Source organism: Hymenobacter radiodurans, assembly GCF_004355185.1.
Taxonomy (GTDB): domain Bacteria; phylum Bacteroidota; class Bacteroidia; order Cytophagales; family Hymenobacteraceae; genus Hymenobacter; species Hymenobacter radiodurans.
The window spans coordinates 3677825-3700259 of the sequence record NZ_CP037922.1; the positions used below are offsets into that span (position 1 = coordinate 3677825).

The window sequence follows — 22435 nt, forward strand, 5'->3', positions numbered from 1 at the left end:
AAGAAGTGGGAACAATGAGTTTGCCAAAGGCACTAGGGCTGCCATAGTGGCATTTTTTTGTAACAGGCTCTATTGTTGAAAATATTGGAAGCATGCAATTGAATTTTTCAACTAATGCGCCGCATACTGTTCCAAATGAAGTGTGGCAGCTTCAGAATTATTTATTAAATGAGGCAGAAACCCTTTTAGGTCCTAAAGGGAATACTATTATTTATCAACCTGAATTTAAGAAAGTAGGAGGACCCCAGCTTATAAATTCAAATACAAGAGACGGTGCTTGGGCAGCACTCAGTCCTTATGCAGCTCAGTATTGGCCTACTACTGCATATGAGTTAGCTCACGAAACAATTCACCTTCTTAATCCAGTTCATGGGTACACTAATCATTTTGAAGAGGGCATTGCTGTATTGTTTGCTGAACGAATATCCCAACATACTGAAAGCCCACAACAGGACGACATATCTGCTTATAGAAAAGCTTTAGCACTTATTCACCATATACCTTACGACCCTTTCGAGGTAGCCAAACGTGTACGGAGCGAGTGTGGTGCGCTATCTAAAGTCACCCCTGAGATTCTTACTAAAGTCTTTAAATTAGACACTTCAGTAGCTGATGAGCTATGTAAAGTTTGTATACCTACTTAGCGTTCAGTTCCTGCCAAATCATATCCTTCAACCGCTGGATATTCTTATTGGCTAGGCTGGAAATAAATACGCTGGGCAAATCTGTGGGTAGTGTAGCCCGAATCTCAGCTTCCAACTCATCGTCAATCAAATCGGCTTTGGTGATGGCCAATACGCGGCGCTTTTCCAGCAGGTCTGGGTTAAACTGGGCCAACTCATTGAGCAGCACCTGATACTCGGCGGCAATGTCGTTGCTGTCCACCGAAATCATGAATAGCAACATGGAGTTGCGCTCGATGTGCTTCAGAAAGCGCGTACCTAAGCCTCGCCCTTCAGCAGCTCCTTCAATGATACCCGGAATATCAGCCATCACGAAGGACTTGTAGTCGCGGTAAGCCACCACGCCCAGATTAGGCACCAAAGTCGTGAAAGCGTAATCCGCAATTTTGGGCTTTGCCGCCGATACAACGGAGAGCAACGTGCTTTTACCAGCATTCGGAAATCCGACCAAGCCTACGTCGGCCAGCAGCTTTAGCTCCAGTACCACCCATTCCTCAATACCGGGCTCACCGGGTTGAGCATAAGTAGGCGCTTGGTTAGTAGCCGATTTAAAATGGTCGTTGCCAAGCCCACCACGCCCGCCAGGCGTGAGGATAATGCGCTGGCCATGCTCTGTGATTTCAACTTTCTTTTCGCCGGTTTCCGCATCGCGGGCAATCGTACCAAGTGGAACTTGCAGAATTACGTCTTCGCCCTGGGCACCGCTCCGAAGGCTTTCGGCGCCGCCTTGGCCGTGGCCGGCAATCACGTGCTTCTGGTATTGCAGGTGCAACAGGGTCCAGAGCTGAGAGTTGCCTTCCAAAATAATATGCCCCCCACGACCACCGTCGCCGCCATCGGGGCCGCCGTTCGGCAACCCTTTGGCCCGAAAGAAGTGAGAAGAGCCCGCTCCGCCCTTGCCCGAACGGCAGCAGACTTTAACGTAGTCGATGAAATTATTGGAAGCCACTGGTAGAAATGCTGAATGAGGAAATTGACAGATGATCTGCCTAAAAAACGTCTGTCATCCTGAGGAACGAAGGACCTTATCATATTGAACCGACTTGTTCAACAGATAAGGTCCTTCGTTCCTCAGGATGACAGGTGAAAGCGGTTATGACCGCAAAGTTACGCTTTTACTTCGTCAGCAGCCTGCTGACCATCAGACAGCGATGGCGCCGCCTGCTTCTGATCAATAATATCGCAGATTTGGGTAAATATTTCTTCGATAGCACCAATGCCATTTAAAGCGTGAAACTTCTGCTGCTCAGCATAGTAGCCAGCCACTTGAGCGGTTTCGGTGTTGTACACGTTTACGCGGCGGCGGATTTTGGCTTCGTCTTGGTCGTCAGGGCGGCCGCTGGTTTTACCGCGCTCTAGCAGGCGCTTCACCAGTTCCTCTTCCGCTACTTCCAGAGCAATCATGCACGACACGCCCGTGTCGTAGCGTACCATTAGCTCATCGAGGCTTTGGGCCTGGGGCACAGTACGGGGAAAGCCGTCGAAAATAAAGCCAGCCGCCTCAGTGTTGTTAGCCAGTTGGCTCTCAATCATGCCAATTACTACTTCATCGGGTACCAAGAGGCCTTCATCCATGAGTTTTTGGCGCGCAGACCTAGTTCGGTGCCTTGCGTGATTTGGGAGCGAAGCAGGTCGCCGGTCGAGAGGTGTACCAGATTATAACGGGCAATTAACTTCTGACTTTGCGTTCCTTTGCCGGCGCCGGGCGGGCCGAAGAGCACGATATTGAGCATAGAGCGAGGATTTTCGCAGGGAAAGAAAAGACGGTGTTTGGGAAAGATAGCGAATCGATACTAAAGTGCCCCATACGGCAGGCCGCAAAAGTAGGCTGAACCCGCCAGATTACAACGCCTTGTATAGATCAGGGTAATTTCGGCCTAAGCCATCATAATCAAGGCCATAGCCTACCACAAAATCATTTGGAATACTAAGAGCTGGGTAGCGAATATCCAGCTTGTGCTGCAGGCAATCGGGCTTGATTAGCAAACAGGCGACCTCCAACGAAGCCGGGTTTTTGCCCCCCAGCGTGTCGAGCAAGGCCCGAATGGTGTGGCCGGTATCCACGATATCCTCCAGCACTACTATATGCCGGCCTTGCACTTCTTCACGGAGCCCTAGTAGCTCTTTTACTGCTCCCGTGCTGCTAGTGCCCTCATAGGAAGCCATCTTGACGAAAGAAATTTCGCAGTCGATGGTCAGCTCTTTCAGCAAATCGGACGCAAACATGAACGAGCCGTTGAGCACGGCTACGAATAAAGGAGTCTTGGTGGCGTAATCCGCAGTAAGGCGGGCGGCCAACTCTCGCACGGCGTCTGCCAGTTGCTCTGCTGTGAGGTAGGGAACAAACTGCTTGTTATGCAGAGAGATAACGGATTGAGGCATACCGGACAAGGTTGAAAACCGGAAGAAGGGATGGCCAAAGGTAGGACAAAAAAAAGCAGCCTCTTCCGTATGAAGAGGCTGCTTTCCAGACTTTGAGTAACTCAAGGCGAGTGCTACGAACCGTTAAGAGAGCGAATGTCAACTCATCTACTACTTGGTTTTCAATAAGCTACCTACTGAGCTTAATCTATTTCTGAGTGCGCTGTGGAAGTACGTAAGTCGTTTTGGTAGCAGCAACGGGCGCGTCGGCATATGCAGCTTTGGGCTCCATCACCCGCTCCAACGACTTCACTCCTACCGGCGCCACACCTTCGGGCACCGTATCATCGGTAACGGCAATGTGGGGGGCAATTACCAGCGACACGATGCTCATTAGCTTAATCAGAATGTTCATGGAAGGGCCCGAGGTGTCCTTGAAAGGGTCGCCTACGGTATCGCCGGTTACGGAAGCCTTGTGGGCATCGGAGCCTTTAAATTCCATTTTGCCATTTACCATTACGCCTTTCTCAAACGACTTCTTGGCGTTGTCCCAGGCACCACCGGCGTTGCTCTGAAACATAGCCATCAGCACCCCCGATACTGTTACGCCGGCCAATAAGCCCCCAGCACCTGTGGGCCGAAGGCAAAGCCAACAATGATGGGGACGATAAGCGCAATAGCGCCTGGCAGCATCATCTCACGAATAGCAGCTTGAGTAGAAATGGCCACGCACTTCTCGTACTCGGGCCGACCAGTACCTTCCATAATGCCCGGAATCTCGCGGAACTGACGACGCACTTCCTGCACCATGGCCATGGCTGCCCGACCTACCGCCGAAATTGCCAGCGCTGAGAAGATAAATGGAATCATCGCGCCAACGAATAGGCCAGCCAGCACGCGGGCATTACTAATGTCGATACTTGTGATGTTTGCCGTGCCCATGAAGGCAGCAAACAACGCCAGCGACGTAAGCGCCGCCGAAGCAATGGCAAAGCCTTTACCCGTAGCTGCCGTAGTGTTGCCCACCGCATCCAGAATGTCGGTACGCTCCCGCACTTCCTTAGGCAGCTCACTCATTTCGGCAATACCACCTGCGTTATCCGCAATAGGTCCAAAGGCGTCAATAGCCAACTGCATGGCCGTAGTTGCCATCATGCCCGCTGCTGCTATAGCTACGCCATATAGACCGGCAAACTCGAAGCTGAGGACAATACCGGCCGCCAATACTAGAATAGGTAGCACTGTTGACTCCATGCCTACTGCCAAGCCACCAATTACCGTAGTAGCGTGGCCAGTGCTGCTTTGCTGCACAATGCTCATCACGGGCCGCTTACCCATAGCGGTATAGTATTCCGTGATGATACTCATCAGCGTACCTACCACCAAGCCTACTAGGATAGCATAGAACACGTCCATAGCGCTAAAAGGAATTGACCCTGGACGGTTGATAACCAACTCGCCAGCCGGCAGCATCCAACGCACCAGAAAGTACGACGAAACCGCCGTAAGCACCACTGAAACATAGTTGCCGAAGTTTAGCGCACCCTGCACGTTGCCGCCTTCTTTCACTCGTACCGTCAGTATACCCAACAGCGACGAGATGATGCCAATACCGGCAATCACCATTGGTAGCAGGATGGGCGACAGGCCATTGAACTGGTCATTGGTAGCGGCGACCTCGCGGCCCAGCACCATGGTAGCCAAAATGGTAGCCACATAAGAACCAAATAAGTCGGCGCCCATACCAGCTACATCGCCCACGTTATCGCCTACGTTATCGGCAATGGTAGCGGGGTTGCGGGGGTCATCTTCCGGAATGCCGGCCTCAACTTTGCCCACCAAATCGGCTCCTACGTCGGCAGCTTTGGTATAAATACCACCACCTACACGAGCAAACAGCGCGATGCTCTCTGCTCCCAATGAAAAGCCGGTGAGTACTTCCAGCGCCGTTTCCATCTCGATACCGTTGGCACCGGCACCTTTGCTCAGCACGAACATATTGTAGAAAACAATAAACAGTGAGCCCAGCCCCAACACGGCCAAGCCAGCTACACCCATGCCCATTACCGAACCTCCCGAAAAAGACACGTTCAACGCTTTGGCTAGACTAGTGCGAGCTGCCTGCGCCGTACGAACGTTGGCTTTGGTGGCAATCTTCATCCCAATAAAGCCCGCCAGCGCCGAAAATACAGCGCCAATCAGGAAGGCAATCACAATAACAGGGCTCGACTTTTCGCCTGTGGTGCCCAAGTAGCCCAGAAAGGCGCAGGCAATGAGCGCGAACAAAGCCAGCACTTTGTATTCAGCTTTCAGAAACGCAATAGCGCCATCGGCGATATAGCCAGCAATCGTGCGCATGCGTTCGTCGCCGGCATCCTGCCGGGCCACCCAGCCCGAGCGCAACCACGTGTATAACAGGGCCAACACGCCTAGCGCGGGAGCTACGTAAAGAATTTCCATCATAGAAGCGGAGGTGAGAAGTAAGCGTTTAGGTTTAAGATTGAGGAACGAACGAAGGTTTTGGGTTGGTAAAATAGAGTTTATTACCTAATCCTCAAGTTCTCAGCCCGCAAAAGTGAGCCGCAACACTTCCTTATATTTTACAATCAACTCTCCGTTGTTACCTGTTTTATTGACTCACACAAACGCCACCACGTAAAAAAGCCCCCCAAACTAGTCTGGGGGGCTTTTTGATTACCAGTGATTAGCTTAAGTGCTACAGTTCCCGCATGAGCACTTGGTACAGCGCCAGCATACTAGCAATATCACGCTTGTCTACTATTTCGTCGGGTGAGTGCACATTGTCTTCGGGTGCTCCTATAAAGCACCAATCCCAAGGCTGAGCGCTGTGCTGTAATTCCTTAGCATCAGAGCCGCCGCTGCCCTCCACTTCCAACTGGTGGGGAATGCCTGCAACTTTTGCAATTCGGCGAATGCGCTCCACGTATGAGCGGCGCGGAATCAGTGAGTCACGAAGAGAAATAGCAACCCCCTGACCAGCATGTACGCCCTCCGTTACCCAGGTGATGTCCGAAATCAACGCCTGCCGCACCCCATACTTCTCATAGATGTGCTTGGCCAGATAAGCTACAGAGCCGCCGCCATGCTCTTCCCAACAGCTAAACACCAGAATACCATGCTCCAGCGTTTCGGCCAGGCGCAGAGCATTCCACACGCCCAACCGATTATCGAGGTAACATGACTGCACAGTATCGGCCGTTTCGCGGAAGTCGCAGGCAAAGGTTAGTTCGGTGCCTCGCTCAATGTCGCGAGTGAACTCATAGCTTAGTTCACCCGTTTCGTCGTTTACGGCAAGTGTGCAGGCAATGTCGCCTTGCGCATCGTGGCCCACCAGACGATACCCGGTTTCAGCTTGTGGTCCACCAATCCGTACTAGCTGACGTCCGTACCGAACTGTAAATCCAATACTGTCAAGATGAGCAAATACCGCTGTCCGAGGTTTTCCAAATACTAGTACAATGCAATCCTGCCACTCTTCCCCTTGTATTACTGTTGGTTGCACACGCCAACTAGCCTGATTTTCGTTAATGTAGTGTAATAAGAATTCTGTCAGAGGAGCTTCGTTGCCTGCTGGTGCTGAAATCTCACACAAGGTTTTAAGCAAATGCATATGCAGTAGGTTGTTTGTCCAAAACTAGGATAAAAGCCATACTTTAGCCCTCTTGTCAGCCGTACAGCCTCCGAACTTAGCTTAGCCGACGATTGCAGTAGTATATCCCATGATCCGACAACTTCGATTTATTCTGTTACTACTTTTTCTGGCGACCGGTGTCCAGGCCCAAACAAAGGATAGCACTCGCACTCCGCCCCCCATCCGCACGATCGAAGTAGAAAATGTAGATGTTCTGCCGACAGCTAATACGAAAGGCTGGCTGCTGCTGGACAAAGACATCCAGACTGAGCTAGATGGCGCCGTACAGAACTTGTACAACTTCAAGTATGATAAGGCGGAGAAACAGTTTCGGTCGTTGCGCCGGCGCTATCCTGAACATCCAATGCCGTATTTTCTGCTTGGCCTAAGCACTTGGTGGAAAATTGTGCCCACCAACGTTCAGACAAAGCAGTACGACAAGCTGTTTTTCGCTTACATGGACACGGCTATTACCTACGGCGAGAAGCTCTACAAAGCCGATAAGAAAAACTATGAAGCCTGTTTTTTTCTCTCCGCTGCTTATGGCTTCGATGCTCGCCTGAATGCGGAGCGGGCCAACTGGCGCAAAGCCACGGTAAGCAGCCGACGCGCTCTTGAGTACCTAGAGAAAAGCAAGGAAGCAAACGGTCTAAGCCCAGAGTTTCTATTTGGACAAGCACTATTTAACTACTACGCTGTCTGGATTTCGGAAGAATATCCGCTTTTGCGACCCGTGCTTTTATTTTTTCCCAAAGGAAACAGAGAGCTAGGTTTACAGCAGCTCAAAAATGTAGCTGACAACGGCTTTTATACCGGTATTGAAGCAAAGTTTTTCTTGATGCGCATCCTCAATAATGAGGAGAATAAACCAGCGGCATCCATGCCCGTTGCTCGCTTTTTAGCCAGCAACTATCCCGACAATGGATATTTCCAACGCTTCTATTCCTTATTATGCTTCAACGAGGGTGATTTTCGGGAGTGTGAACGAATAAGTCGTGACATACTGGACAAACTTAACCGTGGCATGCCTGGCTATGAAGGCATTAGTGGTCGTTACGCCACTTATTTTCTAGGCTGGCTGATGCAGAACAAGTATAAGGACCTCGAGAAGGCTCAAGACTACTACCAGCGCTGTATCGTATTCGCGGAAAGCACGGACGAGACCAGTGGTGGCTTTTACGTTTATGCCAACTTCAACTTGGCTCGCATAGCTGCCAAAACTCCTGATGTAGCCGCTGCGCGTCGTTATTACGAAGTCGTGCGAGACAAAGCCGACCATAAATCGGAGCAGTATCGTGAAGCGAAAGCGTATCTCAAGAAAAACAAAATTTAGCCTCCTGGCTAGGACCGAAAAATGGAGCTAAAAGATCTTTTTCTAACACCGCTTTATTTAGGCATTTTCTATGCCTTCGCATTTGCGTTGCGCCCACGCTTCACTAATGTTTTAACAAAAAAATATTTTATTCCGGCTCTATCGCTCAAATTTCTTGGCGCAATTGCATTAGGCCTTATTTATCAATTTTATTATGACGGGGGTGATACCTATAATTATTTTTATCACTCCACGATTATGCATGAAGCATTTGATAAATCGTGGGCAACTGGTATCAAGCTATTAACTTCTGATGGTGTTAAATCCTCCGATATCGCCAACTATACGTCACGCATGTACTGGTTTGAGCCAGGTTCAAGTGAGATGGTTATCGTCCGTATAGCTACGGTGATAGGTATGTTATGCTTTAATACATATACAGTGGTCGCGTTAATCTTTGCTATTATAAGCTTTAGCGGGATGTGGGCAATGTTCCTGACCTTTATGAAGATCAGACCGCAGGTATACAAGCAATTAGCAATCGTTGTATTTTTTATTCCTTCTGTTTTTTTCTGGGGATCCGGATTAATGAAGGACTCTCTGTGTATAGGTGCGTTGGGTTGGATTTTTTACACCTTTTATGAGGGTGCTATCGAGAAAAAGAAGCTTGTTCGCAATTTAATATTGGGGGGCTTAGCTGCGTATTTTTTATCTATCACCAAAGTTTATATTCTTTTATCCTTTTTGCCCCCCGCCGTACTGTGGGTGTTCAATGAGAATAGTCAGCGCATTCGTAATCAATTGATCAGAATACTGGCAAAACCTATTCTTCTAAGTATGGGTGCAGTCATCGCAGTATATGCAATGACGAACCTCACAAAAGGGGACGAGAAATATGATTTAGATAAAATTGGGGAACGCAGTAAAATAACCTCTGACTACCTGTATGAAGTATCCATTAAGCAAGAGGGCTCGGCTTACACGCTAGGCGAACAGGACGGCACTATAGGCGGAATGGTGAAGCTGGTGCCTCAGGCGATAGTTGTTTCGCTATTTCGGCCTTTCTTGTGGGAGGCCCGCAATCCGGTGATGTTACTCTCGGCGCTAGAGGCTACATTCTTTATAGTCTTTACCTTCCGAATGCTATTTAAGATTGGGCCCCGACGCTTTCTTAATTATATCGTTCGTACTCCGGTACTGAGCTTGTGTATTGTATTCTCATTAATTTTTGGAGCGTCTGTAGGTATTATCTCCTATAATTTTGGCACGCTCGTTCGCTACAAAATTCCGCTTATACCTTTTTATCTGGCTGCCTTGTATATTATGCAAAGCTTGAGTCAGCAACCTAGCAAGGCCAAAACGCGTCGTAGGATTCAGCCAGCCACACGTCGGTTAGCCACTATATCCTAGCTGTAGCTTCTCTGTGTAAGATTACTATGTCCAGAATATTCCTGAAAGGCTTTATTATATCTTTAGCCGATCTCGTTAGCTATTTAGTACCATTCAAACGACGGTAGCGCAAGTATTCCCCTAGCGTCGGGTGCGACCATAGCCGCGATTCGCCAGTGGGGGGCTTTTTTAATTGAATATTGCCATGAAGTGCGTCGCGCACAGCTTGCTTAAGCAAGGGAAGTCCAGCGGCCAACTGCAATAAAGGATAGGTTATAAAATTATCCTCCGGTGTAGGCTCGATTAACGCTTGGGCGATAATAGCTCCAGTGTCAATTCCTGGATCAACTAAGTGGACGGATACGCCGCAATGGGCGCGGTCATTCTGAGTCAGTGCCCAATACCCCCCATGCACGCCCCTATAAAGCGGCGTGATACCAGCATGTGTATTTACAAATGGACAAGGAACGCTGGTGAGCACTTTTTTACTGATAATACGCGTACCATTCACCACGATTACATCTGGTTGTAATTCTTGGAGAGCGGCTATGCACTCCGCGGAATTTACAGAGGGAACGTGCAGCACACGGTCATTAGGAACTGGCCGGTTATCAAGCTTTGCCTGCAGGCGAATGTTTTTTAAGCGTAGCTGAGAAGCCCTGCTTAGGGGTGCAGCTACCAGCAACTTAAAAAGTATCTGACCTGCTACTGTGGCATACCCGAGCTTTTGGGTTCGCCGCTTTAGCAACTGCTGCTGACTGATGGGAGTCTCAATAATGACACGGTGCACGCCAAACTCCCCATCAAGGGCGTGGAAGAGAATATCTGTTGACTCACCTGGGCCAGCCAGCAATACGATTTTTTTGCCTGTGGCTATAGCACTCATGCGACGATAGTAGGATGTGAAACCCGAGCTTGCAACAACTCTGCTACATCGGCCATTGTCTGGCTTTCAAAACCGTATGCAGTATGCAGTGCCTGATAGTGATCAGCAATTCGGCGTAGTACAGCCATATTTTGCGAAAGATTCACCCCGAAATTATGCGGGTGCCACCACAAGTGAAACACAAGCCCCTGCTGTGCGGCATGGGTCATATCATTTAAGATGCGATTTAGCCGCAACTGCTCCAAGGCCTCTAGGCGCGCCGACCAAGGACGCAGAAAGCGGCTGGCTGGAATATTATAAGGATAGCTTTTAGCGATATCCGCTAGCGCATAACAGTTGTGACCTGATACATTAAGATAGGCATCCAACAGTCGAGCACCGCGCTTATAATAGCTTTGCTCCTCTTCTGTGCGCTCTTTGTAAATCCAAGAAGCTTCGTTACCACGATAACTTGTGATTCCTAGTTCAGCACAAATAGGCAGGTAAGCCGGATTGGCTTGGTTGCGTGGAAATACCAGACTACGCATCTCCATTCCTTGAGCGCGCGCTACCTGAATGGCTGCTTCTAGGTCGGCTCGAAATTCCTCGGCTGTTTGGCCTCGTTCCAGGCAGTAATAATGACAGAAGGTATGCGTGGCCATCTCCTGGCCGGGCGTCTGGCGAATCTGGGCTATTAAGGAGCTACCAAAATGATATGGATCCGTCGTCTCATCGTCACCTACTTCATCAAGAGCCAGATAAGGTGACAAATTAGAATCAGCATATTGGGGCCGAACCGTGGGTAGGTTTTCCAGGAGCGTTTTTTTATTCTCAAAAAACAGTAGGCCAACTGTAGCCCAAGTCACTCGCAAGCTATATTCTTCGAAGAGAGACAGCAGAGCGGGTACCACTTGCCGAACGCCCCGCAGGTTGGCTCCATACTGCGCCAAGGTCTGCTGGTCGCGCACGCCCCAGTTGATTTCAAAATCGAGCGAAATGACGAATCTTCCCGGCTCTTTTGACTGTTTTTCCATGATCTACTCCTCCTTACTTAGCAGCTTCTACTGGAATAGAGCCAGGAAGTTGTTCTTATTTGAAACCACTGAATAACGCTCAACAATAGTTTGGCGAGCCGCTTTTCCCTGCCGTGCCCGCAATTCACCGTCTACTAGCAAGCTGCGCAACGCAGTGTACCATTGTTCATCGGTGGAACAGATAAATCCATTGATGCCATCCTGTACTACCTCGGTATTCATGCCCACCGGCGACACTAATGCGGGCACTCCTAATGCCATGTATTGTAATGCCTTAAAAGCACATTTACCTCTCGCCCACGGATCATCCACTAGCGGCATCAGTCCCACATGAAACTGAAGCAAGTCCTGAATTTCGGTGGCTTTGCGCCACGGGGTGTAGTGTAGCGCTCGTAGGTTAGTATACTCGGGCGGCTGATTAGATATGACATGAAACACGAAGTTGTGGCCTTCCCTTTCAAGTCGTTCCAATACAGGCCACACTATATCCAAATGGCGCAGGGTAGTATGGGTACCCGTCCAGCCAATGACTGGCGTTGAGGCTGCATTCTGGTCTCGCACTTGGTTATGCAAATGCTCAGTATCGAGTGTAGTTGGGTTAATAATAGCTCTAGGGTTAAACTGACTGGCATAATCGCGTAGATAAGCGTTGCCACAGCTGATTTTATACGCCCAACGGCAGATGCTCCCGACTTTTTGCTGCCATTTTAACTGGCTAATAAGCGTGCGCTCTCCCGCCGGGTCCTTCATCCAGATTGCATCATCAAAATCATAGATAATCCGCTTTCCTAACACATTCGCCACGATCCATTCAAAGACCGGTGGTCCGATGGGTGTTGCTTCCCTATGTATAAAAACGAAATCGTAGCTAGAGACTGAAAACAACAAACCCAAGCGGCGTAAAAAGCCCCCCAGAACGCCCATCACCTTTTCTAGCTGATGCCCAGGCTTATATAAGATGGCCCAAGCGCTTGCCGAGATAAAGGGAGCCAAGGTATAGTAGTGGCCTGCTTCCTTTAAGAATTCCAGATATTGCTCAAAGCGAAACCGTTGGGAGGGCGCCTGCCCGTGCGGATAAGGGATAACAAACAGAATACGCATATCAAAAATTAAGACGCTATTACCGCCCTTAGTACACTTTGCAGATTATTCGTTAGCCAACCCAGTGTTTACCAAATGAGAAGCTCAACGCTAAAGAGGAAACGGAACTGGTAACGGCTAAGCAGCTTGGGGGGCAAAAAACTTAGCGTAAGCCTGCTTAGCAAGGTTTAGTGAGCGGTGACGCTCTGCCAGTTTCACGGTGTGTTGTCGGTAGTCAGGGCTCTGTAAAAGAACTGCAATCTGCTTTATCGCTGCCGGAACGCTTGCGGGTTGGTCGAGATCGAAGACCGCTCCTCCTCCCTCCTGCCGAATGATAGCGCTATCGTCGCCAACTCCTTCCGTTAATAACACCGGCAATCCGGCTGCCCAATACTCACCCACTTTAATAGGCGAGCAGAAAAGCCGGCAAGGCGCAGGCTTAATGGGAGCAAAAGCAAAGTCGGCAGCCGACAAATACCCTGGCACATCAGCGTGGGGGCTTTTGTTACAAACACCTGTGCCTCCGTGAATCCAACTTTAGCTAATTTGGCCCGCACCTCACTTTGTATATTCGGTGTAAGAATAATCAAGCGAAAATCAGGTCCAAAATGGTCAGCAGCAGCTTTGAATAAATCAAAAGCTTCAGCGTCATAATAAATATCGCCAAACTTACCCACGTAAATCCCGACAGGAGCAGTAGCTGCGAAGCCTAGCTGCTCACGTACATGCTTTCGCCTTGCTTCATCGTATTTGAACGTCGCAACATCTACCGAGCAAGGTACCGTAACGATACGTTCGCCAGAAACTCCCTCACGGATAAGCTGCTGTCGGTAATTCTCGGCCACAGGCAACAAGCCAAGAGCCAACTGTTTTTGCTTTTTCTCCCAATAACGCTGAAATAAATAGCGCGGATCATAGGATTTCCACACTCCCGACTCCAGCATGTAGTCAGCATGGGGCTCAAATGACTCGACATAGAACGGAAGCTTATTCTGTTTCCACACCAGATACGCCAGCGCACCAGCTGGTGCGCCCCGGGCCAATAAGAAGTCGCTTCTATGCTGAGTGGCCAGCCCTACTAGTTTCTGAGGAAAGCGCAGAAAATCGTCTGTTTTAGTAACCAGCACATTTCGCCCCGGCTCCGAGATTAGAGGCGCGTATTCTATTTTGTCTGTCGCAAAAGGCGGATTAAATACAGGTACCTTCCCGTCTCGCTCAATAGTTACGAGCAAGACAGACTCTATATCAGGACGCTGTATAAGCAGTTGTAAATGCGGAAAAACTGTAGAAACAGTAAGCGGATCGTCTAGTCCCCAATAACTCAAAAACAGAATGCGCATTCAAAAAGGAAAATGACGAAGTGTGAGCGTCAGGTGCGAATCTTTTTTAACCATTCCACTGCGCGTAACCCAATCAAACAACGAATCAAAAGAGTCACTGCCTGACCTCTCGGCAGATTAGGCGCAGCACGGCGTGCATAACCCATTGCTTCTTTCCGATGATCATCGGCATAAGCATGGATGGCACAAAGATAATACACTCGTCCCATCAGCGTCCGCCGTTGCTCCGGCGTCAGTGTCACACGCTCCAGCATCCAATCTAATGCTAACTGCAACTTCCTGACTAAGGCGGAATTGTCGGAGCGCATCGAACGGGCATCATGGTCGTTCATCGTTAGCGTCACCGCATCCACGATGTAAACCCGATCCCGCTGCATATTCTCCAGCATAAACATCCAGTCCTCCACAGCCGCGTAGCGTCTATCTTCTTCGAAGAGTCGTAAATCAGGGTTCTGACGACGGACGCAAATATTACAAGCTAACGCATTGCCCCGAACAAAGAAATCTAGGCCGTACCATCCTTCAGCAACAGGAGCTAAATCGCTACTAGCTAAAATGCCATCTCGATCAAAGTTGTATTTTGTAGCAATGAAGTTTGGTACTCCAATATGTTGAATTGTAGAGTGCAGAACCGCAAGATGATTTGGAAGCAATCGATCGTCCGAGTCCAAAAACAATACATATTCTCCTTTAGCGCGGGCCAATCCATAGTTGCGAGCGGCTCCCCTTTCCGCATTTAGCTTAGGTAGATACTGAATACGGGTATCTGATAGAGCAGCCACTCTTTGACTAGTATCATCAGTACTTCCATCATCAATAACTAATACTTCCCAAGCAGCAAACTCCTGTTTCTGTACCGACTCTATGGTCGTGGTTATAAAATCAGCCCTGTTGTAAGTAGGAATAATAACGCTGAAGAAAGGATTATTTGATGTATTACTGTCCATTAAAGGGAGTTGACATACAACAAGAAGAATAAGATTGGTTGAGCATCGTACTTTTTAAGCGGAGACATACATTTTGCGACTTGACGTAGCTATCATTAACCAAGCAGAAGTTCTGCACCAATGCGTATACTTTTTAGTACAACCAAAGTAACACCAACTATTAAAACAGTACGTAACGCAATCTTCCAAACGGGTAGTTTAAGTAATGACAGCACTTGTAGATCTATTAGGAAAGTTGCTAATAAGCTGCCTAGGCCAAAAAGCAATAAGGCTAAATTTAAATCATGATTGAGTAAGCCAATAGCCAGTCCCCCCCCCTCATTACAAGTAAAAATATATTACTAAATAAGATATACCGTTGCTTATTCATTACGGTATAAATTGGTGCTGTAGCCTGCGACATTAGTTTGAATACATAGTAATAACCTAAGTACCCAGTGTATACACCAGCCATCTCCCAGCGTGCTCCAAATACCAACTTAAACAGTATATCACCATATACTGTTATCAGTCCAAATGGAATTAAACCTAAATACAATAATTTATTGTATAAGTCTAGTGTAAGAATTGGGAGGCGTTCGGGTTCTTTGGAATTCACCTCCGTTGCTTTCTGCCAAAATACAGGTAAAACAGCGTTTCCAATTAAATTAATGGGTATTTCTAATAAGGCTACTGAGAAGGAATAAAGCCCAACTGGTGAAGGCCCAAATCCTGCAGTTAATGCAAAAATAGGCAGTTGTGTAGAAAGTACATTAATAAAGCTTGCTGGGAGAAAATAAAATGGAAATTCACGATATTCTACCGCAACAGAACGGATATTTTTCCAAGAAAAATTTTGCCATAATAATCCAAATGAAAATCGAATTGTACCACTTAATAAACTAATTGTGCTGGTTATGCGATTAAAGAATTCACCTAACAGTAATCCAACCACATTACCGCCAACTATTAAACCATATAAAATTGTAAATCCACGGCCGGCCAAGACTGTGGTCACATCAACGGTAGTACGTTTAATAAATTGCTTTTCACGTAGGTACCAACCACTCATAATATTATTAAGATTGAATAACAACAAAATAACAGGCAAAGTATAAAACCAATTTCCTATACCTTCTATATTTAAATAATGTATGATATATGAACCGCCTATAATTAATCCAATTGCTAGTAAAAAACATGTAAAAAAAGCTAAAAATACAGTAAGCTGAACTAAGTTAATAAATTTCTCTTTTGTTTTAGGTTGCAAAAAAGCAGCAGTATACGTCAGTGTAGCCACCATACTTAAGTTGCTTGCCAACGAACTAAAAACTGCGAATTGGCCATAGGCAGACGGAGGGTACAAGCGTGACATAATTGGCGTTAAAAGAAAACCAATTAAAGTTACTGCTGCTGATCCTGATAATGTTACTGCAAAATTCTGTGCAAATGATCCTTTCTGCAAAAAAGCATGTATATTATTTTTTACAAATTGCTGGATATGATGTTTCAATTATTTAAAGAACAGGTTGTTATTGTTTAAATACCTTACTAATTTCTTTTTCCTTATACAGAAATTCAACTGACCGATTGGCATTTTGAGAGTCTAGAAAAAGATCACAGATAACAAATGCTGACTTTATCGGATCTCCATTAGGGTTGTGTATATACCCAGTGTCAAATCGCTCAGGATCTTGATATTGGTTCCATCCCATGTTGTTAAAAAAGTCTCTTTTAGCGGGACGTAACGGACGCTTTATAGATTCAATTGTATTACGAATAACCTCACCAGTACTTCGGCGTGTGGGATTAGTAATAAAGAATTTTGTGATGCGATTATATTCTGCCATACGGTCTTTTTTAGTCATTCGATTAAAATTGCCGTTTGGATTACTTATGTGCATGCTTAATACAGCAGTGCACCAAGCGATATTTACATTTAGACTAGTAATACGATATACAAATTCCAAGTCTACTAAAACTACACCGGTATTGAACATACCTGTAAGTGCTAACATGGAGCGACGAATCAAAATGGGTAAACCAATCATCCAAAAAGGGGTACTATGCTCTAACCAACGCTGATAATCCTTAGCTGGATCTTCCTTTATTTTTGCAAATGTTAAATCATCAGATTGAGTAGCTGCGTTATATCCCATTACAACATCAATCGCAGGATTTTGATCATAAAGTTAGCGGCCTCACGAATAGCCGGATAATAAAAGGCGTCATCATCAGTGATAAGCTTGATAATCTCTCCCTGGGCCATCAGCATGCATTTATTAAATCCGTGCGCCTCACCCTTATCGCGCTCGGAGATGAATTGCTGAATCTGCCCGGCGGCATACAAACTTTGTAGATACTCGGCCGTGCCATCCTTGCTGCCGCCGTCCGCCACAACGATCTCTTCATCTTCCTGCCGGGCCGCTATCAACCGCTCCAGCACCTGCTTCAGGTACGGCAGTTTATTGTAAGTGGTGAGAATATAGGAAAGAGTGTAGGTTGCCATAATGCGAAAAAATCTGTGGTCTGGGGCAAGTCATTGTTATATCAACAACCTTCAATAATGATTAATTATTACTGTACGAAGCACTTGATCGACCAAATCTGGGTCAGCAGTAATATCTGCATAGTTGTGCTCTACATTTAACGGTGAACCTAATTTTGAGGGCACAACAGAGTAAAATACACCAATACTAGATGCCATAGAAAGGTAACTTGGATTCAAATATGTTTCACTCATCATCTCAATAACGTTAGTTCCAGGTGTCATAAACATTAAGTTGGTCATATTTGCCCCGTGTATCCCAATCATTATCGATGTTTCATACATTGTACGCACCTGTTCGACAAAGCTGAGACCTTCGAAGTAGATAGTTTCAAAGTCATAGCGTTCGAGCACTTTCAATATTTCACTTTCATTAGTTAGATGTCGCCATTGCTGCCGATTCCGCGAGACATAAATGCGGCGTGTTGCCTTGAGGGATGGAATAAGATAAGAATGCAGATAAGTCATTATGGCCTCACGCACCTCACCTACCAATGAAGGGACCATATAACCATGGCGACCTGGACGAGCTGGCATCCAAAGGTCTTTTACATGTACTATATCACTTGGTCCTAGAACGAATGTATTCTTAAAGCCGAGCGCGTCAACAGTGTAAGTAACATATTCTGGCGGCGTTGGTCCGGGCAATAATATTAAACAGTTGGGCTGTTGCTTACTCAGAAGCATCAGGCGTGGTAAAACTTCAGCGATCCAATGAAAATAATTACCTGACCAACTATCAAAAGCGAGTCCTACAGGGCCCGCTTCTAATTCTGGAGCGTTAAGGGTACGTAGTTGTCTTAATAAAAAAGTACCTGTGAACTCAGCCTTCATACGCGGTTGTGGTAGACTGGGGACCAATACTCTTAATCCTTTCAATACAGTGCCATTCCATGCCACATTCACATTTTGTACACGGTATATTACTTGTCGAAAATTAGGCGTTACTTCAGTAAATACCTCTTTGTAAAAATGTATAAAGTTTGCCGGCACCATTGAGATATTCGCTGGTAAAGGACAGATAGCATCAGTAGGAACAGGCGCTATTTCATATTCTGAAACTTGTATTGGATCGCTTAAAGCTTGTCCAATTTTGCTTAATTGGTAATCAAAAACCTTTTTGAATCTTTGATATCTATTAGGACGCGGACGAGGAGGGGTAGCCATTATATTATGAGGCTATAAAGTATATGCCTCCAACTTACCAGTCGGAGGCATATAGGTGACAGTATTCGTAAGGAGACTAAATTGTGCTAACTATCTACTCATGATAGTTGAACACTTTGTGCCCACCTTTCATTAAATAAGCATCCCGTTTAAATAAATTCAGGTCTGCTTGCATCATGTCTTGAACAAGAGCTGGCAAATCGTAGGTGGGAGTCCATCCCAGTTTTTGTTGAGATTTGGTAGGGTCACCAATCAATAACTCCACTTCTGTTGGGCGGAAATACTTCGGATCTACTTCTACCACCACGGTCCCTTCAGCTACTTGATAATCAGGATTATCGCAACGCACCACTCGAGCCTTTTCATTTGCTCCTTCACCCTCAAAAGCTAGCTCTATTCCTACTTCCTCAAAAGCCATCTTTACAAAATCGCGCACGGTCGTAGTGACACCCGTAGCAATGACAAAATCTTCAGGTTCGTCTTGCTGTAAAATTCGCCACATTGCCTCTACGTAGTCCTTCGCATGGCCCCAATCACGGCGTGCATCCAAATTACCTAAATATATTTTCTGTTGTAATCCCATCGCGATACGGGCAGTACCACGCGTTATTTTACGTGTTACGAAAGTTTCCCCACGCAACGGACTTTCATGGTTGAACAGGATGCCATTACAAGCGAACATGCCATATGCTTCTCGATAATTCACGGTAATCCAATAGCCATAAAGTTTGGCTACTGCATAAGGTGAGCGAGGATAAAAAGGTGTAGTCTCCGATTGCGGCACAGCTTGCACTAAACCATATAATTCGGAAGTCGAAGCTTGGTATATGCGTGTTTTTTTGGTAAGCCCCAATAGACGCACAGCTTCCAGAATACGTAGCGTACCAATACCATCTGCGTTTGCTGTGTACTCAGGTGTGTCAAATGAAACCTTAACGTGAGACATTGCCCCAAGATTATATATCTCGTCTGGCTGTACCTCTTGAATTATGCGGATCAGATTGGTTGAATCAGAGAGGTCGCCATAATGAAGCTTGAAGCGAACATTATTATCGTGTGGGTCTTGGTAGAGGTGGTCAATCCGGTCGGTATTAAACAACGATGAGCGTCGCTTAATCCCATGAACCATATAGCCTTTCTCTAGCAGAAGTTCAGCCAAGTAAGCACCATCTTGTCCGGTAATACCAGTTACTAAGGCTACTTTCATATGAGCATTTTTTGAATTAGATACTAAATTTCTTTTTTACGATTTGTAAAGCGGAATGAAATCAAGAAGGAGGATCAAAAGTACTCTCTCTCAGCCATGTAACCAAAATAGGGAATTCTCTTCTTTATTCTCCACCTAAGTAGTGACCGCCGAATACGATTGTTTAATACTTTATGTTACAGATTTACAAGCGTTTTTATTATAAGACTTTCTTTACCTCATCTTTGCGATAGAGGTATTCGACTATATGAGTTTTGTTATAGTTTTCCATAAATTCATCAGCCACTTTAAACGCTTGGTTAATCATTTTATCCGTGCTCTCCCCAGATATAGTGTTAGAGATATCATAGCCAGTAGGCATTGTTTGGTTACCCTTGTATTGATCCCACTTTAATACTTCAAATATCCGGCGCTTTATAGGACGTATCGGAGCTTTTAACATCTCGATCCAGCCAGACTTGTATCGCACGAAATCTTGAAAACTGTCCCCAATGGATTTATCGTAGTAGAAGCGCATACGGTCTGCTTCCAAGTCACTAGCACTTCGCCCTTCCCGTTGATTCATCACCCGAAAGTTACTTTGAGGATTTTCGATGCGAACACTTAGCATCGCTGTGCTCCAAGCAAGATTCACATTTAGGCTGGTAATTCGGTATGTAAACTCCGTATCCACTTGTACAACGCCGGTATGAAATAAGCCCGTAATGGCTAACGATTTACGCCTTATCAAAAAAGGTAGACCAATCATCCAAACCACTTCTTTACTATCTAACCAGCGGCGGAAATTATTGGCCACATCTTCATATATAGTGGCTTGGGTTAAGTTCTCCAGTTGAATAAGTCCCGTGTTTCCCGATAGCACATCTATCTCAGGGTGTGCTAACATAAATTTTTTACTCTCTTGGATAGCCGGATAATAAAAGGCGTCATCATCAGTGATAAGCTTGATAATCTCTCCCTGGGCCATCAGCATGCATTTATTAAATCCGTGCGCCTCACCCTTATCGCGCTCGGAGATGAATTGCTGAATCTGCCCGGCGGCATACAAACTTTGTAGATACTCGGCCGTGCCATCCTTGCTGCCGCCGTCCGCCACAACGATCTCTTCATCTTCCTGCCGGGCCGCTATCAACCGCTCCAGCACCTGCTTCAGGTACGGCAGTTTATTGTAAGTGGTGAGAATATAGGAAAGAGTGTAGGTTGCCATAATGCGAAAAAATCTGTGGTCTGGGGCAGCGGAAGGCCTATACATATCTTCCTACAAAGCCTCATTGCTAGACTTAATACCCTAGCTGCTTTGCATACTCCAACATTTTCGCACGAGGCCGAATTTTGATAGGACGTGCGGGTACTCCCACGTATATAGTCCAGGGCTCAGTGTCCTTAGTTACAAGGGAGCAGGCTCCTATTACACTGCCTTCAGCAATCGTCACGTTGGGCATAATTACCACATTAGTGCCGATACCAGAAAATCTGGCGCAACGAATGGTCCCAAAGTCTACGGTGTCTCGATATTGCTCAGGCGCGGTCACACTTGTAAAGCCATCACCCATAAACCGATCTGAACCGCAAATAAGGCGGCTACCAGCAGCTACAGTCACAAAATCTTCTACTATGAGTGTACTCTGCGCGCCACCTATGACAGTAAGGTAGGGTGACAGATGGGTATAATCACCAATCTGTGCGGCAGTTGTTATGTACACGCCTGAGTCAATTGCTACATGGCTACCTAATGTTATCAAGTGAGGCCGACGTATTTCAACATTAGCACTTACAAACACATCTTCACCACATCCCTTTAACAAGGAAGTGTCATACTGCGCGGATTTAACTGGTATCCTGTGATCACTCATGTTTAGTGAAGGTTGTATTCTTAATTGGTGAAAGGTTGCGATCGATTTGAGAATTAATCAACTCCATACTTACCTCTTTGACCTTTAGTAAGGGAATGCCGACTCGTAATAGGCAATCGTATTGGCAATACCTTGCTCGAAGTCAGTAAATTGAAATGCAGGAAACACTTGCCTAAAGCGAGTATCGTCCATTACTTTCTTTGGGGCACCATCTGGTTTGCTATGATCCCATACTACATTGCCTTGATAGTCGAACTTTAACTGAATAATATCTACCAGTTCTTTTACACTAAGACCATCGTTTTGAGCTAAATTCAATGGTTTTTCCAGGCCAGGCCTATCAGGAAGCAACATAATTTCCCATACCAGGCGGGCGAAATCACGAGCGTATAACCACTCTCGAATGGCAATACCTGTGCCCCATATAGGCAGTTCAGGCTGCTTTATTTTTTCAGCCTTTACAAACTTTGATACCAGGGCATTTAGTGCGTGAGCCTTATTGGGATCAGTCGAATCATAGGGTCCATACATATTGGGAGTAAGCAAATTGATACTGCGCACTGCATACTGCATCTGAAAGCTTTCAGCAACTGTCCATAATAAGCGCCGCGTTGAGCCATAGGCCAATACCGAGCGATGAATATGACCATTCCACCACTCCTCTTCGCGATAGACTTCAGCATTACCTGGGTAAGCACAGTTTGCAATGGGGTTTATTACGATAGCCAATGGACAAGCAATAGCTACAGCCTCATACATGCCCATAATCATGCGTGTATTGTCAGCAATGACAGTTGCAGCCTGCTCCGTCACATAATTAAGACTGCCTACATGGGCAGCACAGTTAATAATGAACTTAGGACGATGCTTACTTAAAAATTCTGTTACCTGCCGTGCATCACGCAGATCTAAACCAGTGCTCCGCGAAGCCTGAATAGGCTCAACCCCATTTTCACGCAACACCTCTACGACATTGCTGCCCGCGAATCCGTTGGCCCCAAATACTACTACTTTCATT

At 46.5% G+C, this 22435-nt stretch carries 18 protein-coding genes and 2 pseudogenes; 3 read left to right on the forward strand and 17 right to left on the reverse strand.

The window, feature by feature from the left end:
* Positions 1 to 92 precede the first annotated feature (92 nt).
* Complete coding sequence (locus tag EPD59_RS16785; protein ID WP_133273792.1) at positions 93 to 644, forward strand: hypothetical protein; 552 nt, start codon at positions 93 to 95, stop codon at positions 642 to 644.
* Here the strand turns inward: EPD59_RS16785 and obgE are convergent.
* The 5 genes and pseudogenes from obgE to EPD59_RS16810 form a co-directional block, all read right to left on the reverse strand.
* Positions 637 to 1632 carry a GTPase ObgE gene (gene obgE, locus EPD59_RS16790; RefSeq protein WP_133273793.1) on the reverse strand — a complete coding sequence of 332 codons (996 nt, stop codon included), beginning with the start codon at positions 1630 to 1632 and terminating at the stop codon, positions 637 to 639. The genes EPD59_RS16785 and obgE overlap by 8 nt on opposite strands.
* Positions 1633 to 1790: 158 nt before the next feature.
* A pseudogene (locus EPD59_RS16795) lies at positions 1791 to 2416 on the reverse strand (adenylate kinase).
* Positions 2417 to 2525: 109 nt separating this feature from the next.
* The gene (locus tag EPD59_RS16800) at positions 2526 to 3065 is read right to left on the reverse strand and encodes a phosphoribosyltransferase (RefSeq protein WP_133273794.1); all 540 of its coding nucleotides are present in this window, start codon (positions 3063 to 3065) and stop codon (positions 2526 to 2528) included.
* A 187-nt stretch (positions 3066 to 3252) separates the two neighbouring features.
* Positions 3253 to 5507, reverse strand: a pseudogene (locus tag EPD59_RS16805) (sodium-translocating pyrophosphatase).
* Between the two features lie 253 nt (positions 5508 to 5760).
* Entirely contained in the window at positions 5761 to 6396 is a 636-nt protein-coding gene (locus tag EPD59_RS16810; RefSeq protein ID WP_317128391.1) for a M20/M25/M40 family metallo-hydrolase, read from the reverse strand.
* A 388-nt stretch (positions 6397 to 6784) separates the two neighbouring features.
* Between EPD59_RS16810 and EPD59_RS16815 the strand changes: the two genes are divergently transcribed.
* Together EPD59_RS16815 and EPD59_RS16820 are read left to right on the forward strand one after the other, a co-directional pair.
* Complete coding sequence (locus tag EPD59_RS16815; protein ID WP_240731461.1) at positions 6785 to 8029, forward strand: tetratricopeptide repeat protein; 1245 nt, start codon at positions 6785 to 6787, stop codon at positions 8027 to 8029.
* A gap of 21 nt (positions 8030 to 8050) precedes the next feature.
* On the forward strand, positions 8051 to 9418 hold the full coding sequence (locus EPD59_RS16820; RefSeq protein WP_133273796.1) for a hypothetical protein: 1368 nt from the start codon (positions 8051 to 8053) through the stop codon (positions 9416 to 9418).
* Positions 9419 to 9497: 79 nt separating this feature from the next.
* Here the strand turns inward: EPD59_RS16820 and EPD59_RS16825 are convergent, their stop codons facing one another.
* From EPD59_RS16825 to EPD59_RS16885, 12 genes are all read right to left on the reverse strand, one after another.
* Positions 9498 to 10283, reverse strand: a complete 786-nt coding sequence (locus tag EPD59_RS16825) for a formyl transferase (RefSeq protein WP_133273797.1) — start codon at positions 10281 to 10283, stop codon at positions 9498 to 9500.
* Entirely contained in the window at positions 10280 to 11296 is a 1017-nt protein-coding gene (locus tag EPD59_RS16830) for a polysaccharide deacetylase family protein (protein ID WP_133273798.1), read from the reverse strand. Before EPD59_RS16830 ends, EPD59_RS16825 begins: the two co-directional genes overlap by 4 nt.
* Positions 11297 to 11323: 27 nt before the next feature.
* Positions 11324 to 12397, reverse strand: coding sequence for a glycosyltransferase family 4 protein (locus EPD59_RS16835; RefSeq protein ID WP_133273799.1), 1074 nt, complete (start codon positions 12395 to 12397; stop codon positions 11324 to 11326).
* 341 nt (positions 12398 to 12738) lie between these two features.
* Positions 12739 to 13716 carry a glycosyltransferase family protein gene (locus EPD59_RS16840; RefSeq protein ID WP_133273800.1) on the reverse strand — a complete coding sequence of 326 codons (978 nt, stop codon included), beginning with the start codon at positions 13714 to 13716 and terminating at the stop codon, positions 12739 to 12741.
* Between the two features lie 29 nt (positions 13717 to 13745).
* Complete coding sequence (locus tag EPD59_RS16845; protein ID WP_133273801.1) at positions 13746 to 14663, reverse strand: glycosyltransferase family 2 protein; 918 nt, start codon at positions 14661 to 14663, stop codon at positions 13746 to 13748.
* 277 nt (positions 14664 to 14940) lie between these two features.
* Complete coding sequence (locus tag EPD59_RS16850) at positions 14941 to 16155, reverse strand: lipopolysaccharide biosynthesis protein (protein ID WP_133273802.1); 1215 nt, start codon at positions 16153 to 16155, stop codon at positions 14941 to 14943.
* Between the two features lie 19 nt (positions 16156 to 16174).
* Entirely contained in the window at positions 16175 to 16801 is a 627-nt protein-coding gene (locus EPD59_RS16855) for a hypothetical protein (RefSeq protein WP_133273803.1), read from the reverse strand.
* Complete coding sequence (locus EPD59_RS16860) at positions 16801 to 17151, reverse strand: glycosyltransferase family 2 protein (RefSeq protein ID WP_133273804.1); 351 nt, start codon at positions 17149 to 17151, stop codon at positions 16801 to 16803. The genes EPD59_RS16855 and EPD59_RS16860 overlap by 1 nt, the downstream gene beginning before the upstream one ends.
* A 51-nt stretch (positions 17152 to 17202) precedes the next feature.
* Positions 17203 to 18357 (reverse strand): glycosyltransferase family 61 protein, encoded by a 1155-nt coding sequence (locus EPD59_RS16865; RefSeq protein ID WP_133273805.1) that lies wholly within the window; start codon positions 18355 to 18357, stop codon positions 17203 to 17205.
* Positions 18358 to 18451: 94 nt separating this feature from the next.
* On the reverse strand, positions 18452 to 19564 hold the full coding sequence (gmd, locus tag EPD59_RS16870; RefSeq protein ID WP_133273806.1) for a GDP-mannose 4,6-dehydratase: 1113 nt from the start codon (positions 19562 to 19564) through the stop codon (positions 18452 to 18454).
* A gap of 199 nt (positions 19565 to 19763) precedes the next feature.
* Positions 19764 to 20771 (reverse strand): glycosyltransferase family A protein, encoded by a 1008-nt coding sequence (locus EPD59_RS16875; protein ID WP_165963642.1) that lies wholly within the window; start codon positions 20769 to 20771, stop codon positions 19764 to 19766.
* Between the two features lie 730 nt (positions 20772 to 21501).
* Positions 21502 to 22434 (reverse strand): NAD-dependent epimerase/dehydratase family protein, encoded by a 933-nt coding sequence (locus tag EPD59_RS16885; RefSeq protein WP_133273809.1) that lies wholly within the window; start codon positions 22432 to 22434, stop codon positions 21502 to 21504.
* Position 22435 lies beyond the last annotated feature (1 nt).

Bases quoted from the DNA above. Each gene is read 5' to 3' on its own strand.
- EPD59_RS16785 (WP_133273792.1), top strand. From the start codon at position 93: ATGCAATTGAATTTTTCAACTAATGCGCCGCATACTGTTCCAAATGAA.
- EPD59_RS16855 (WP_133273803.1), bottom strand. From the start codon at position 16,801: ATGGGATATAACGCAGCTACTCAATCTGATGATTTAACATTTGCAAAA.
- EPD59_RS16885 (WP_133273809.1), bottom strand. From the start codon at position 22,434: ATGAAAGTAGTAGTATTTGGGGCCAACGGATTCGCGGGCAGCAATGTC.
- EPD59_RS16840 (WP_133273800.1), bottom strand. From the start codon at position 13,716: ATGCGCATTCTGTTTTTGAGTTATTGGGGACTAGACGATCCGCTTACT.
- EPD59_RS16825 (WP_133273797.1), bottom strand. From the start codon at position 10,283: ATGAGTGCTATAGCCACAGGCAAAAAAATCGTATTGCTGGCTGGCCCA.
- EPD59_RS16835 (WP_133273799.1), bottom strand. From the start codon at position 12,397: ATGCGTATTCTGTTTGTTATCCCTTATCCGCACGGGCAGGCGCCCTCC.
- EPD59_RS16820 (WP_133273796.1), top strand. From the start codon at position 8,051: ATGGAGCTAAAAGATCTTTTTCTAACACCGCTTTATTTAGGCATTTTC.
- EPD59_RS16830 (WP_133273798.1), bottom strand. From the start codon at position 11,296: ATGGAAAAACAGTCAAAAGAGCCGGGAAGATTCGTCATTTCGCTCGAT.
- EPD59_RS16845 (WP_133273801.1), bottom strand. From the start codon at position 14,663: ATGGACAGTAATACATCAAATAATCCTTTCTTCAGCGTTATTATTCCT.
- gmd (WP_133273806.1), bottom strand. From the start codon at position 19,564: ATGAAAGTAGCCTTAGTAACTGGTATTACCGGACAAGATGGTGCTTAC.
- EPD59_RS16815 (WP_240731461.1), top strand. From the start codon at position 6,785: ATGATCCGACAACTTCGATTTATTCTGTTACTACTTTTTCTGGCGACC.
- EPD59_RS16860 (WP_133273804.1), bottom strand. From the start codon at position 17,151: ATGGCAACCTACACTCTTTCCTATATTCTCACCACTTACAATAAACTG.
- EPD59_RS16865 (WP_133273805.1), bottom strand. From the start codon at position 18,357: ATGGCTACCCCTCCTCGTCCGCGTCCTAATAGATATCAAAGATTCAAA.
- EPD59_RS16875 (WP_165963642.1), bottom strand. From the start codon at position 20,771: ATGGCAACCTACACTCTTTCCTATATTCTCACCACTTACAATAAACTG.
- EPD59_RS16800 (WP_133273794.1), bottom strand. From the start codon at position 3,065: ATGCCTCAATCCGTTATCTCTCTGCATAACAAGCAGTTTGTTCCCTAC.